This window comes from Bradyrhizobium sp. CSA112, from assembly GCF_029051645.1.
Taxonomy (GTDB): domain Bacteria; phylum Pseudomonadota; class Alphaproteobacteria; order Rhizobiales; family Xanthobacteraceae; genus Bradyrhizobium.
The window spans coordinates 852,877-866,500 of sequence record NZ_JAACFS010000001.1 but is presented as its reverse complement, the minus strand read 5'-3'; the positions used below and the strand labels follow the sequence as shown (position 1 = coordinate 866,500).

Sequence of the window (13,624 nt, the reverse complement as noted above, 5' to 3'; positions counted from 1 at the left end):
TAACCCACCCTACTTTTTGAGCGTGCGCCAGGCGATCACCAGCGCCGCTCCCAACAGTGCCGCCGCCAGCATGAACGGTGCGCCCGGCATTTTGACAGGCGCCTGGTCGCTGATCGAATAGGCAAATGTCAGCGTAAACAGAAACGGTCCCGCCATCTGCGCGATGCTGTTGACGCTGTTGGTCGCTCCCTGCAACTGGCCCTGCTGATCCGGTGCGACGAGCTGCGTCGTCAGTGCCTGGATCGCCGCCCCTGCCACGCCCCACAGCGCCATCACGGGAATGCCGATCCAGAACAGCGGTCCGGTTGGGGCCGCGCCATAGATGAAAAATCCCAGCGCACCGCAGGCGAGTCCGAGCAATAGCGCCCGGCGCTCGCCGAGGCGCTTGACGATCGGCCCGACGCCCGCGCCCTGCACCACCATCGCGCAGACGCCGACCAAGGCCAGCGTGAGCCCTACCGTCGTCGTATCCCAGCCGTAGCGGTAAGTAGCGTAGAGCACGAAGGTCGACGGCAGCACCACATGCGCGACCTGCCCGAAGAAATTCGCCAGCGACAGGCCGGCGAGAATCCGGTTCGAGCGCAACAGATGCAGCGCACCGAGCGGGCTGGCGCTTTTCCAGTGGAACGGTGCGCGGCGTTCCAGCGGCAGCGACTCGGGGAGAATCAGCCAGCCGTAGAGCGTATTCGCAAAGCTCAAGCCTGCTGCGACCCAGAACGGCAGGCGCGGGTCCATGCCGCCGAGCAGGCCGCCGATCGCGGGGCCGAGAATGAATCCGGCGCCGAAGGCCGCGCCGATCTTGCCGAACACCGCGGCGCGCCGTTCCGGCGGCGTCACGTCGGCGATATAGGCAAAAGCGGTCGAGATACTCGCCGAGGTGATGCCTGAGATCACCCGCCCGATGAACAGCCAGGTCAGCGACGGCGCCAGCGCCATCAACACGTAATCCAGCGCCAGCCCGAAATTCGACAGCAGCACCACCGGCCGCCGGCCGAAGCGGTCCGAGAGCGCGCCGAGGATCGGCGAGAACAGGAACTGCATCAGCGCCCAGGCGGTGCCGAACAGGCCGAAGATGCGTGCGGCGGTCGCAGTATCGTTGTCGACAAAACTTTCCACGAGCTTGGGCAGGATCGGCAGGATCAGACCGAGCGCAAGCATGTCGAGCAGGATGGTGACGAAGATGAAGGCCGCCGCGCCGCTGCGCACCGGCGGCTTGTCGTCGGCAACAGCGGTGGACGCCTGTTCGCTCATGACGGCCGCTTGCGCTTGTGGGCGAACGGATTGGCCTTCTCGCGCAGCGTAATCCGGATCGGCGTGCCCGGCAGGTCGAAGGCCTCGCGCAGGCTGTTGGTGAGATAGCGCAGATAGGATTGCGGCACGGCATCCGCGCGCGAGCAGAACAGCACGAAACTCGGCGGACGTCCCTTTGTTTGCGTGATGTAGTTCAGCTTCAGCCGGCGGCCCGACACCGCGGGCGGCGGGTTGGCATCGACCGCCTGTTCGAACCAGCGATTGAGCGCGGCCGTGGGCACGCGCTTGTTCCACACGGCATAGGCGTCCTGGATCGCGGTCATCAGGCGGTCGATGCCCTCGCCCATCAGGCCGGACACCGCAACAATGGGGGCGCCCTTAACCTGCGGCAGCCAGTGATCGGCATCGCTGCGCAGCGCCGAAATCAAATGAGGCTTGCGCTCCATCAGATCCCACTTGTTGACGGCGAGCACGATCGCCCGCCCTTCGCGCTCGATCAGATCGGCAATGCGCAGGTCCTGCTCCTCGAACCGGTTCTGCGCATCCATCATCATCACCACGACTTCGGCAAAGCGTATCGCGCGCAGCGCGTCCGCCACCGACAGTTTCTCCAGCTTCTCCTCGATCCGCGAGCGCCGACGCAGGCCTGCGGTGTCGAACACGCGGAAATCGCGTCCCTGCCAGGTGATCTCCACCGAAATGGAATCGCGCGTCGTGCCGGCCTCGGCGCTGGTCAGCAGCCGTTCCTCGCCGAGCAGATGATTGATCAGCGTCGATTTTCCCGCATTGGGACGGCCGACGATGGCGACACGAATCGGACGTTGCGCGAGTTCCTCGTCGGACACGATGACGTCGTCATCGTCGAACTCTTCGGGCTCTTCGACCGGCTCCGGCATCAGCACCCGTAGCGCGTCGTAGAGATCGCTCATGCCCTCGCCGTGCTCAGCCGAAATCTGGATGGGGTCGCCGAGGCCCAGCGCGTAGGATTCCATCGCGCCGATTTCGCCGTGCTTGCCCTCGCTCTTGTTGGCGACCAGCACCACCGGCTTGTCGGCGCGGCGCGCGAAATCGGCAAAGGCGCGATCGTTCGGCGTTAGCCCAGCGCGCGCGTCAATCACGAACATCAGCGCATCGGCCAGGCCGATCGCGGTTTCGGTCTGCTCCTGCATCCGCGCTGTGAGCGAGCCCTTGGCGCCCTCGTCGAGGCCGGCGGTGTCGATCACGGTGAATTCTAGATCGCCGAGACGCGCACTGCCCTCACGGCGATCGCGGGTGACGCCGGGCTCGTCATCCACCAGCGCGAGCTTCTGCCCGACCAGTCGGTTGAACAGCGTCGACTTACCGACATTGGGGCGGCCGATGATGGCGATCGTAAAGGACATAAATGATCCAAACGCCCCTTTTTGAAGGGCGTGTCAATCGAATGAAAAGAGCAAATCAACGCGTGAAAGTACCGCTCGGCACCGGCGCCGGGAAAGGCGAGGCCGATTGCGAAGATTGCGCCGGCGCCGACGATTGATCCGGTGGCGGCGCAGTGGTGCGCTTGCGCACGATCTTGGCCGGCTTGGGCGCCGGCGGCGCAGCGGCGGTGCTGCCGTCTTCCTCGGGTGCGGCGTCGGGGTCCGCAGCGGCGGAGGCGGCGGCCTGTTTGCCCTTGGCTTTCGTGCCACGCTTCGATTTCGGTTCTTCCGGCGGAGGAGCTGCAGCCTGCGCGTTCGGATCATCGACCTGCTGACGAGCGCCCTTATAGAGATCCTTTGGCACGCCCTGCTCGAGGCCCGGCACGCCTTCGGGGAACACCGGCTTGCGCTCACCGGGCAGCTTCTTCTTGGTATCGAGGAAGTCGAGCAGGTCGCTCGGATCGAAACCGCCCATGCTGCCACAGCCTGCCAGCGCGCCCGAAAGCGCGATGAGGACGGTGGCGGCGATCAAACGTTGCGGGCGGCGCATATTGGTTTCCCAACTCGTTTTGCTGGTATCAGCTCTTGGCGACCGGCGGCAGCAAGGCCTGCAGCGCTTCGGCACGCGAGCGCAGGCTCGGAGGCGTTTCGCCGTCATTGGCGATCAGGTCCAGCCATTGCCGCGCCGCGGCGGCATCATTGGCGCGCCAGGCCGACAGCGCCAGCAATTCGCGCGCGGTATGGCGAAAGGTGGCGCCCGGCGCAGCGGCGGCTTCGAGGCGCTCTTTCATGTTGGGATAGCTGGTGCTTTCCAACAGCAACTGGGCGGCGCGAATCCGCGCCAAATCCTGCTGGGCAACGCCGACGCTGCGGTCGGCGGCGATCTCATCGAACATTTTTGCGGCGGCCTGCACGTCGCGATGGGCGACCTCCGCCGCCAGACGCAACCGCGACAGCACGCGATATCCGAACGGCGCCTTCGCGGCCAGATCGGCAAAGGCCGCTTCGGCCTCCGTATGCTTGCTCGATTCCGCAAGCTCCACAGCCCTGTCGAACGCAGCGCCCGCCTCGGCCGCCTTCTTGGCCTCCAGATATTGGTAGCCACGCCAGCCGCCCACGGCGGCGATGATCAAAATCACGCCGGCAATGATGTAGAGCGAATATCGGTCCCACAGCTTTCTGAGCTGATCGCGACGGACCTCCTCGTCTACTTCATCAAATAATTCAGACACTTAACGATATCCCATCCCCGAGGAACCGCGACTTGGACGGCAGTATCGCACGCCCGATCCCCGCATGGCGCGACGTAGCCTATCGATATGGCGGTGGCAAGGCAAAGCGAGGTGGATCAAAGCGTTAACAGCGGCTCCGACCCACCTCCGAAACCGGCTGACAATGTTGACATCGCGGTTCAAAGTTTGGCGTAATCCGCCCGCTGTTATTGACCTACTCTTACCCGATTTTTCAGGTGTTTCATGCTTCGCCACGCGCTTGTCTTGATGCTCGCCATGGGACTGGCATCCCTGTCCACAGCAGCGTCGCTGGCCGACGACATCAAGCCGAAGGCGCCCGAGACGGCATTCTCGGGAAAACTGCGCCCGGACATTTTGGGTATCTCGACCGAATCGAATGCCGAATCCGCGCGCGCCATCTTTGATTCCCTGTTCAAGAGCCGTACCGACACCAAGACCGACATCCAGCAGCAGAAATTCGGCAACGGCGGCGCCAGCTACGTCGCTGCGCTGAGTTTCAGCCTCCCTGCCGGTTCGAAACAGAACGGCGAGATGCTCTCGACCAGCTTCTCCTCGCCCGCGAGCGCCAACCGCGCCTATTTCGTGGCGCGCAACCTCACCTTCGCGCCGGACCAGCAGCCGTCGAAGGCGGACATGATCAAGGAAGTCATGGGCAAATACGGCGTGCCCACCATCGTCGGCGACCAGCACCTGTATTACATCTACCGCAAGGGCTCGATCATGTCCGTCGGTGGCAAGTACAAGCAAGCGACCGCGCTGGAAGCCATCGACAAGCCGCTTGACCCGAGGGCCGCTGTCAAGCTCAACGGCGACACCGTCCGCGGCAGTTGCGTAGCGGTCGTCAAGCGCGCGCAGTCCAAAGCCAAGGAGCCGAGCACCATGCTGGCCGAGGCCAAGGGCGCGAATTGCGATGGCGTGTTGAGCGTGCAGCTCGTTCCGGGCACGGCGGCCGACCGCGTCGGCATCGCGCAATTCACCCTGCTGGACGTCAAGCAACTCGTCAGCGCCGCCGCGATCGACAGTGCGGCGCTCGCCGCCGGGCAGAACGAGGGCGCGATGCCGAAGGGCAGCGCTCCGAAGCTCTAGCTGCCGCTTGGCGCAAGCCCGGCGCCGCCGCTCAGGCCGCGGCGAGCGCCTCGCGGAGCTGCCGCTTCATCACCTTGCCATTGGCGTTGCGCGGCAACGGGTCCGTCCGTACGTCCATGGTTTCCGGCACCTTGTAATCGGACAGCCGTTCGGCGCACCAGGCGCGCAGCACCTCGACGTTGACGGCATTCCGCGTTACGACGACCGCGTGCACGCGCTCGCCCAGCACCGGGCACGGCTTGGGGATGATCGCGCTCTCCACCACATCAGGATGGCCCGCGAGCACTGACTCGACCTCGGCTGAATAGATCTTCAAGCCCCCGCGGTTGATCATGTCCTTCTGCCGGTCGAACACGCGAACGAAATTCTCTTGGTCGATCGAGCCGAGATCGCCGGAATGCCAGAAGCCGGCCGTAAAGCTCTCCGCCGTCGCCTTCGGATTGTTCCAATATCCCTTGATGACGGATCCGCCATGAATCCAGATTTCGCCGATCTCGCCGCGCGGCAATTCGCGGCCCTCGGCATCCACCACGATGATCTGCGCGCCGGGACAGGGCAAGCCGACACTGTCGATATGGCTGGCGGTCAATTCGCCCGGCATCATGGTCGACGGCGACGTGGTCTCGGTCGCGCCGTAGCAATTCATCAGCTTCAGGCCGGGAATCTTGGCATCCAGCCGTTCGATCGTGGCGATCGGCATCGGCGCGCCGCCAAAGCCGCCGATCCGCCAACTCGACAGATCGTAGCTATCGAAATCCGGCTGCAGCAGGCAGAGATTGTACATCGCCGGCACCATCACGGTGTAGGTGACCCGCTCGCGCGCCGCCATCTTCAAATATTCCGCCGCCTTGAACTCCGCCATGATGATCAGAGCGCCGGCGCAACGGACCATGGTCATGATGTTGGCGACCACGCCGGTGACGTGCCCGAGCGGCACCGCGGCAATCGATCGATCCGCGGCTGTGAGCTTCAGGCACGACACGAATACCATGGCCGAATGAATGATGGTGCAATGGGCCAACATCGCGCCTTTCGGCCGCCCCGTGGTGCCCGAGGTGTAGAGGATCATGGCGGTGTCTTCTTCGCCGACCTCGACCGGCGCCGCCAGCGGCGCGTTGTCGGCCAGATCGGAAAAGCGCGAGAGCCGCGGATCATCATCGATGGCGATCCGGTGCGTGACTTCAGGAATGTCAGCCGCATCGGGCACGTGGTCGGCCAGCGTGGCCTCGTGGATCAGGAGCCGCGCGCCGCAATCGGTCAGCACATAGGCGATCTCAGGCTTTTGCTGGCGGGTCGAAAGCAGCACCGTCACCAGCCCGGCATGCGCCGCGCCCAGCATCGTCAGTACGAATTCGATCCGGTTGCCGAGCAGCAGCGCGACACGGTCGCCGCGCTGCAGGCCGAGTTTCTGAAGCCCCGCTGCGATTTGCGCCGATTGTTGCGCGACGTCGCGCCATGTCATTCGCGTGGTGCCGCAGACCAGCGCCTCGCCGTCCGGGCTTCGTGCCACCGCTTCGGCCACCATCGCCGGGATACTCTTGGGCCGTTCGCAGAACGCCGGAATGATACGATCGCCGAAGCGCGGTTCGAGCCGCATCGCCGGAATGGAGTGCTGCGACCAGTCCATGGCGCGCCTCGTCAGCTCTTCTTCATCTCGTAGACGTGTTCGGGTCCAGGGAAAGCGCGCGAGCGCACGTCGCTGGCGTAGCCCTCAATCGCCGCTTCGATCGCCGGGCCGAGATTGCCGTAGCGACGAACGAATTTCGGCGTCCGCGGCGACAGGCCCAGCATGTCCTCCAGCACCAGCACCTGCCCGTCACAGGCCGCGCTCGCGCCGATGCCGATGGTCGGAATGGCGATGGTCTCGGTGATCTTTCGCGCCAGCGGCTCGGCGACCGCCTCGATCACGACCGAGAACGCTCCGGCATCCGAGATCGCCTGGGCATCCTTCAGAATCGGATCCCAACTGCCCTCATCGCGGCCCTGCGCGCGGAACGAGCCGAGCGTGTTGATCGATTGCGGCGTCAACCCGATATGGCCCATGACCGGCACGCCGCGCTCGGACAGGAACGCCACGGTCTCCGCCATCCGCGCACCGCCTTCGAGCTTCACCGCGCCGCAATGGGTTTCCTTCAATATCCGCACCGCGGAATGAAACGCCTGCTCCTTCGAGGCCTCATAGGAGCCGAACGGCATATCCACCACGACCAGGGCGTGCTTCGAACCCCGCATCACCGCATGTCCCTGCAGGATCATCATGTCGAGTGTTACCGGCACGGTGGTCTCGAAACCATGCATGACATTGCCGAGGGAATCGCCGACCAGAATGACGTCGCAGTAACGGTCCACCAGCGCCGCGGTATGCGCATGGTAGGACGTCAGCATCACGATCGGCTCGCCGTTCTTCCGCGCACGGATATCCGGCGCCGTCTTGCGCTTGATGGCAGATTGCACGGACATATTAGGCTCCAACCACGGGGACGCCGATCACGACCGGATGGAACGCGAATGCAAGCGCCAGATAGGCGACGAGACCGACCGCGATCGCGATCAGATCGTTGCCGGGACCACCGACGGGAATCGGCGGCGCGCCGGCGTCGGTACGATATTTCAGCGAAATGCGGTCATATACCGCCCATGCGAGAAACGAGCCGAACAGGATGATCGAGCCGAGATCGCCGTTGGCGAGCAGATGCGTCGCAGCCCACAGCTTGATACCCGCCAGCATCGGATGCTTCAGCGTCGTATAGATCCGGCCCCGGATGTAGGAAGCGACTACCATGATCACCGCGGGCAGCATCAGCGCGACCGCGATGTGCTTGAGGAAGGTCGGTGGATCCCAAATTGGCCGCATCCCCGTCGCACGATATTGGGCAAAGCCCCAGATGATCAGCGCCAGCCCTGCGAACGAGGCCAGCGCATAGCCGATCTTGTAGCCGCCCTCACCCGTCGCGGCGATGACCTGCGCGCGCAGCTTGCGCTGGATAGTAAGCGTGTGGACGCCGAAGAACAGGATCAGGCCTAGGATCAACACCAGCAGTCCCATGACGTCCTCCCGCTGCGCGGCTGATTTTCCGTATTACCCGCGTATCACTTTAGGGGCTCCGACTGCAACGTGCCATAATGCGCCTGATGTGACGTCATTCCGGGATGGTCCGAAAGACCAGACCTCGGGTGTGGAAATCTCGAGATTCTCCGATGTGCAATTGCACATCGTAGTTCGATGCTTCCGCATCGCCCCGGAATGACGTGCTCTACTATGGTTTCTCCGCCTGCTTTCCCAAATCGCGGTTGTCGACGTAGCGGATCGCAATCGGCCGCCCGGCAAGTGCGCCGCCCAATCCGGCCGTGAATTTGAGCGGCATGCAGGCCGTGAGCGAGGAGTTGATCGCTTTCAGATATGCAGCGCGGGTTTCGGCCGGAACGCCGGCCGTGGCATAGGTCACGCGCGGCGCGGCGATGATCTCGCCCGAGCGCTTGAAGCTGAAACGAACCGACATCTGCATGCCCCCGCGCGCGATATCGGACGGTGGCGGCGACCAGCAGGACCGTAGCGCGGAAAACAGGTCGCCGATCGTATCGAGATCGCGGTCGGGCTTGCGGTATTTCGCGGCCTGATCCTGCGGCGGCACGGTTTCGATCGTGAGTTGCAGGTTCTGGCCGTACGGATAGTCGATCTCGGGAATGCACGGACCATCGTTGAACACGCTGCAATACGACGGCGTGCACGGCTGGCCGTCGAGCACGCTGCAAGGCGCATGTGAAAACGGCGTGGCATCGATCTGACGCCGCCGCTGGGCATCGGCAGCGCCTATCCCGACGAACAGGCCGATCAGGCAGACGACGGCTAATCGAAACATGCAGCGTGTCCTTGGGCGACCCCCACTAAGCTGATGCGTGCTGCAGGCGCTATCAAGGCCGATAGCGTTCACATCCCTGCGTTCATGGCGGACAGTTCCGCAATCAGGGCCTTCTCGCTGGGCTGGTCGAGGACGCCGGCCGTATAGAGCGAGATGCCGCCATAGAGCGTAATGTAGACCTTCATCACCGCGCGGCGACGCTCGGCCGGGCTCTCGATATCCTGACAGAATATCCGCATGGCCTGGGCGATGACCTTATGAACCGCGGCCTGCAGCGGCGGATTGTGCTTCATCGTGGCGTGCGGGCGGCTCGTCATCAGGGCGTACAGCGCGCGGTTGGCGAGCGCGAAGCGGACATATTTCGCGGTGTAGTCCTCCGGCGTCTCCGCCTTGACCAGGATCGCGGCAAGCCGCGTGTAGGCCTCGGTCGCGACCGCATCCAAGAGCGCCTCCCGGTCGGCGAAATGATTGTACAGCGAACGATGCGCGACGCCGACGGCATCGGCGACCTCGCGCAGGCTCAACTGCTCATGGCCGGACGTGGCCACCAGACGGGTGGCGGCCTTCAGCGCGGCGGATTTCAGATTGCCATGGCGATAGGTCGCCCGGCGCGGCTTTGCGGTCATGTCTCCTTCATACAAAGGCATGAGACGCAACGCTACTGTCGGGCGGCCGAAGTTTTCCGTCAGGCAGACACCCGCCTGGCAACACGGTCCTCGCCATATTGCGGCGTAATGTCCTCGTCGATCATGTCGCGGATCATCTTGATCACCGCCCCGCGCGCTCGCGCCTTGGTGGCGGCATGGGCCGTCATGTTGAGCGTGGCGAGCTTTTGCGCGACTTCCTCGGCGCTGCGCTCCAGCGCGTCGGCTGGAACGACGCGGTCAAAGAAGCCGGCGGTGACCGCTTCGGTGGGGCCGAACATTTCCGCCGTCGTGACCACCCGGCTGAAATAGGCCGGCGTCAGCCGCTGCCGCGCGATCTCGATCGCAAAGCGCGGCACGGTGAGCCCGATCGCGACCTCGTTCATGCCGATCCGGTAATCGCCCTCGGCGGCAATGCGATGGTCGCTGGACATGATGAGGAAGGCGCCCATCGGATAGGCGTTGCCCTGGCAGGCCGCCACGACCGGCGTCGGGAACGAGAGAATGCGAAGCGCCAGCTCCGCGCCCGCCTTCACCATCAGATATTGGTCCTCGGCGCTCCCCTTGGCGAAGACACCGAGGTCGAAGCCGCCGGAAAAATGCTTGCCGCGGGCCTTCAAAATCACGACGACCTTGTCTTTCTCCGCCCGGTCGAACGCCGCATGCAGGGCATTCAGCATGGCAAGCGACATCACATTGGCCTTGCCGTCGTCGATCACGATGGTGCCGACCGGGCCGGAACGGGAATAGGTCGCGAGATCAGTCATGGTTTGCCTCCCTGTTAACATAAGCATCCAGCGGATACTTTAACGGAAGCCGATAGGGCGCAAGGGGGTTGCGATTTCGCGAGATGCATGCAGGCATCCACTGGATGCATAGGTGGGCAAGAGACCACCTTGCCTCACCCGTCATCGTCCGGCTCGACCGGACGATCCAGTATTCCAGAGACGTCAGTGATTTACGGATAAGCCGCGGCGTACCGGGTCCCCCGCTTTCGCGGAGGACGACAGTGGAGGTTGGCGGCGCGGGCCCTTACGCCTTCTTCTTCACGTCCTTGACGTTGGAAAAATTGATGCCCTCGGCGCGTTCGCGGGTATAGCCGAGATAAAACTCATTCTTGGCCATGAACACCGGATCGCCGTCGACATCGTCGGCGATGCCGGAGCCGTTGGCGGCGATGAAGGCGTCCAACTTCTTGCGGTCGTCGGACGAGACCCAGCGCGCGAGCTGGAATTCCGAGACCTCGAATTCCACCGGCAGCGAATATTCGGCATCGAGCCGCGCTTTCAGCACGTCGAGCTGCAGCGGACCGACGACGCCAACCAGCGCCGGCGCGCCGTCGCGCGGCCGGAACACCTGCACCACGCCCTCTTCCGACATCTGCTGCAGCGCCTCTTTCAGCTTCTTCGCCTTCATCGCGTCCGTCAGGCGCACGCGGCGGACAATTTCCGGAGCAAAGCTGGGAACGCCGACGAAGGTAATGTCCTCGCCTTCCGTCAGCGTATCGCCGATCCGGAGCGTACCGTGGTTCGGAATGCCGACGACATCGCCGGCAAATGCCTCGTCCGCCACCGAACGGTCCTGGGCGAAGAAGAACTGCGGCGACGACAACGACATGTTCTTGCCGGTGCGCACCAGTTTTGCCTTCATGCCGCGGCTAAGCTTGCCTGAACACAGGCGTGCGAAGGCGATGCGGTCGCGGTGGTTCGGATCCATGTTGGCCTGGATCTTGAACACGAAGGCGCTCATGCGCGGCTCGGCGGCCTCGACCTTGCGAAGGTTCGAGTCCTGCGCGCGCGGAGCAGGCGCAAACTTGCCGAGGCCTTCCAGCAAGTCGCCGACGCCGAAATTGCGTAGCGCGCTGCCGAAATAGACCGGCGTCAGATGTCCTTCGCGAAACGCCTCCAGCTCGAACGGCTTGCAGGCCTCAGATACCAGCGCGAGTTCATCCTTGATCTCGGCGACGTCGAGATTGGCGTTGCGCCCGGCGAGATCGGCAATATCGATCTGCTCGGTCGCACCGGTCTTGGCCCCGCCGCCTTCGAGCAGGCGCACGCCGCCATTGACGACGTCGTAGGTACCGAGGAAGTCGCGGCCGCGGCCGACCGGCCAGGTCATCGGCGTGGTATCGAGCGCCAGCGTCTTTTCGATCTCATCCAGCAGCTCGAACGTATCGCGGCTCTCGCGATCCATCTTGTTGATGAAGGTGATGATCGGAATGTCGCGCAGCCGGCACACCTCGAACAGCTTTCGCGTCCGCGCCTCAATGCCCTTGGCTGCGTCGATCACCATCACGGCGGAATCGACCGCGGTCAGCGTGCGGTAAGTGTCTTCGGAAAAGTCCTCGTGGCCTGGCGTATCCAAGAGGTTGAAGACCAGGTCCTGGAATTCGAACGTCATCACCGAGGTCACGACCGAGATGCCGCGCTCACGCTCGATCTTCATCCAGTCGGACCGGGTATTGCGCCGCTCGCCCTTGGCCTTGACCTGTCCCGCCAGATTGATGGCGCCGCCGAACAGCAGGAGCTTTTCGGTCAGCGTGGTCTTGCCGGCGTCCGGGTGGGAGATGATCGCAAACGTGCGCCGCCGCGCCACTTCATCTGCAAGCGGCGAGCGCGACGGCGATTCGGCTGTAACGGCAATGTCGGACATGAGGCTCGAGCGTTTGGCAGGGAAAACCGAGCTGATCAAGCCTCATTTGGTGGTTGCGAGGGCTCCTGGCCAGTCCCATATCGGCAGCGGAAGGACGGCCTTCCAATTTTGCAGCTCATCCGCGGGGACGACCCTGCCTGGTTCGGAGGGTTGTCATGGCCTGGATCGTGTTGTTCGTCGCTGGTCTTATGGAAGTTGGCTGGGCGATCGGCCTCAAATATACCGAGGGCTTCACGCGGCTCGTTCCATCCGTCCTGACGCTCGCCTGCATGGCAGGCAGCATCCTCCTGCTCGGTCTTGCCTTGAAAGTGCTGCCCATCGGAACCGCCTACGCGGTATGGACCGGCATTGGCGCGGTCGGAACCGCAATCCTGGGCATCGCACTGTTCGGCGAGCCTGCGACCGCCGCCCGCCTCGCCTGCATCGGCCTGATAGTGGCCGGCATAGTCGGGCTCAAACTCGTCAATGGATCAGCGTAGCAACAGCACGGCCCAATAGGTCAGCGCTGCGATAATCGCCGACGCCGGAATAGTGATCACCCAGGCGTAGACGATCGAACTCGCCACGTTCCAGCGCACCGCCGAGACCCGCCGCGCCGCGCCGACTCCGACGATGGAGCCGGTAATGGTGTGGGTCGTGGATACGGGAATCCCGAGATAGGTTGCCATGAAGAGGGTCGCAGCGCCGCCGGTTTCGGCGCAAAAGCCCTGCATCGGCGTCAGCTTCGTGATCCGCAGCCCCATGGTGCGAACGATCCGCCAGCCTCCCATTAGCGTGCCGAGGCCCATGGCCGCCTGGCAGGAAATCACGACCCAGAACGGGATTGCGAAATCCGCCCCGAGGTAGCCCTGCGAATACAAAAGCACCGCGATGATGCCCATGGTCTTTTGCGCATCATTGCCGCCATGGCCGAGCGAATAGAGCGATGCCGACACGAATTGCAGGATGCGGAAGGCGCGGTCGACCGCAAACGGCGTCGAGCGCACTGACAGCCAGGACACGATCGCGACCAGCACCAGCGCCAGCAGAAACCCGACCAGCGGCGACAACACGATCGCCAGCAGCGTTTTTGACAGGCCGCTCCAGACCGCCGCGGAAATCCCGGCCTTGGCCACGCCCGCACCGACCAGTCCTCCGATCAACGCGTGCGAACTCGAGGATGGAATGCCGAGCCCCCAGGTAATCAGGTTCCAGACAATGGCGCCGACCAGCGCAGCGAAGATCACGGCCGCATCGACGACATCCGGCTCGATGATTCCCTTGCCGATCGTGTTGGCCACGTGCAGCCCGAACACAAGGAAGGCGATGAAATTGAAGAAAGCCGCCCAAAACACCGCATAATGCGGGCGCAGCACGCGGGTCGAGACGATCGTGGCGATCGAATTGGCGGCGTCGTGCAATCCGTTGAGGAAGTCGAACAGCAGCGCGACCGCGATCAAAAAGATCAGCATCGGAAGACCAAGCGTGGCGTCCACTGA

Annotated in this window: 14 protein-coding genes; 2 read left to right on the top strand and 12 right to left on the bottom strand. The window is 63.8% G+C overall.

Translation table 11 applies throughout. The features are described 5' to 3' along the window. Positions 1-9: 9 nt before the first annotated feature. The 4 genes from GWE18_RS04310 to GWE18_RS04295 are packed head-to-tail and all read right to left on the bottom strand — an operon-like array spanning position 10 to position 3,883. Positions 10-1,251: a TCR/Tet family MFS transporter gene (locus GWE18_RS04310; protein ID WP_275184532.1), complete on the bottom strand. Its 1,242-nt coding sequence runs from the start codon at positions 1,249-1,251 to the stop codon at positions 10-12. Then, complete coding sequence (gene der, locus GWE18_RS04305; protein WP_275184531.1) at positions 1,248-2,633, bottom strand: ribosome biogenesis GTPase Der; 1,386 nt, start codon at positions 2,631-2,633, stop codon at positions 1,248-1,250. Before der ends, GWE18_RS04310 begins: the two co-directional genes overlap by 4 nt. Before the next feature lie 55 nt (positions 2,634-2,688). After that, positions 2,689-3,201, bottom strand: coding sequence for a hypothetical protein (locus GWE18_RS04300; protein ID WP_275184530.1), 513 nt, complete (start codon positions 3,199-3,201; stop codon positions 2,689-2,691). 28 nt (positions 3,202-3,229) lie between these two features. Continuing rightward, positions 3,230-3,883, bottom strand: a complete 654-nt coding sequence (locus tag GWE18_RS04295; RefSeq protein ID WP_275184529.1) for a tetratricopeptide repeat protein — start codon at positions 3,881-3,883, stop codon at positions 3,230-3,232. A 276-nt stretch (positions 3,884-4,159) separates the two neighbouring features. On the opposite strand from GWE18_RS04295, the gene GWE18_RS04290 reads away from it, so the two are divergent. Beyond that, the gene (locus GWE18_RS04290) at positions 4,160-4,990 is read left to right on the top strand and encodes a hypothetical protein (protein ID WP_275184528.1); all 831 of its coding nucleotides are present in this window, start codon (positions 4,160-4,162) and stop codon (positions 4,988-4,990) included. A gap of 31 nt (positions 4,991-5,021) precedes the next feature. Here the strand turns inward: GWE18_RS04290 and GWE18_RS04285 are convergent, their stop codons facing one another. The 7 genes from GWE18_RS04285 to GWE18_RS04255 form a co-directional block, all read right to left on the bottom strand. Then, the gene (locus GWE18_RS04285; protein WP_275184527.1) at positions 5,022-6,617 is read right to left on the bottom strand and encodes a class I adenylate-forming enzyme family protein; all 1,596 of its coding nucleotides are present in this window, start codon (positions 6,615-6,617) and stop codon (positions 5,022-5,024) included. Positions 6,618-6,628: 11 nt separating this feature from the next. Beyond that, positions 6,629-7,450, bottom strand: coding sequence for a 3-methyl-2-oxobutanoate hydroxymethyltransferase (gene panB, locus GWE18_RS04280; RefSeq protein ID WP_275184526.1), 822 nt, complete (start codon positions 7,448-7,450; stop codon positions 6,629-6,631). Between the two features lies 1 nt (position 7,451). After that, complete coding sequence (locus tag GWE18_RS04275) at positions 7,452-8,036, bottom strand: NnrU family protein (protein WP_275184525.1); 585 nt, start codon at positions 8,034-8,036, stop codon at positions 7,452-7,454. 211 nt (positions 8,037-8,247) lie between these two features. Beyond that, entirely contained in the window at positions 8,248-8,850 is a 603-nt protein-coding gene (locus GWE18_RS04270) for a hypothetical protein (RefSeq protein WP_275184524.1), read from the bottom strand. Positions 8,851-8,918: 68 nt separating this feature from the next. After that, complete coding sequence (locus tag GWE18_RS04265; protein ID WP_275184523.1) at positions 8,919-9,476, bottom strand: TetR/AcrR family transcriptional regulator; 558 nt, start codon at positions 9,474-9,476, stop codon at positions 8,919-8,921. Between the two features lie 59 nt (positions 9,477-9,535). After that, positions 9,536-10,261 carry a crotonase/enoyl-CoA hydratase family protein gene (locus tag GWE18_RS04260; protein WP_275184522.1) on the bottom strand — a complete coding sequence of 242 codons (726 nt, stop codon included), beginning with the start codon at positions 10,259-10,261 and terminating at the stop codon, positions 9,536-9,538. A 265-nt stretch (positions 10,262-10,526) separates the two neighbouring features. Beyond that, a complete protein-coding gene (locus GWE18_RS04255; protein ID WP_275184521.1) occupies positions 10,527-12,146 on the bottom strand; it encodes a peptide chain release factor 3 in 1,620 nt (539 codons plus the stop codon). 155 nt (positions 12,147-12,301) lie between these two features. Between GWE18_RS04255 and sugE the strand changes: the two genes are divergently transcribed. Further along, on the top strand, positions 12,302-12,625 hold the full coding sequence (gene sugE, locus GWE18_RS04250) for a quaternary ammonium compound efflux SMR transporter SugE (protein ID WP_275184520.1): 324 nt from the start codon (positions 12,302-12,304) through the stop codon (positions 12,623-12,625). Here sugE and GWE18_RS04245 read toward each other — a convergent pair. Continuing rightward, complete coding sequence (locus GWE18_RS04245) at positions 12,617-13,621, bottom strand: inorganic phosphate transporter (protein WP_275184519.1); 1,005 nt, start codon at positions 13,619-13,621, stop codon at positions 12,617-12,619. The two genes, sugE and GWE18_RS04245, sit on opposite strands and share 9 nt — an antisense overlap. Positions 13,622-13,624: the final 3 nt, after the last annotated feature.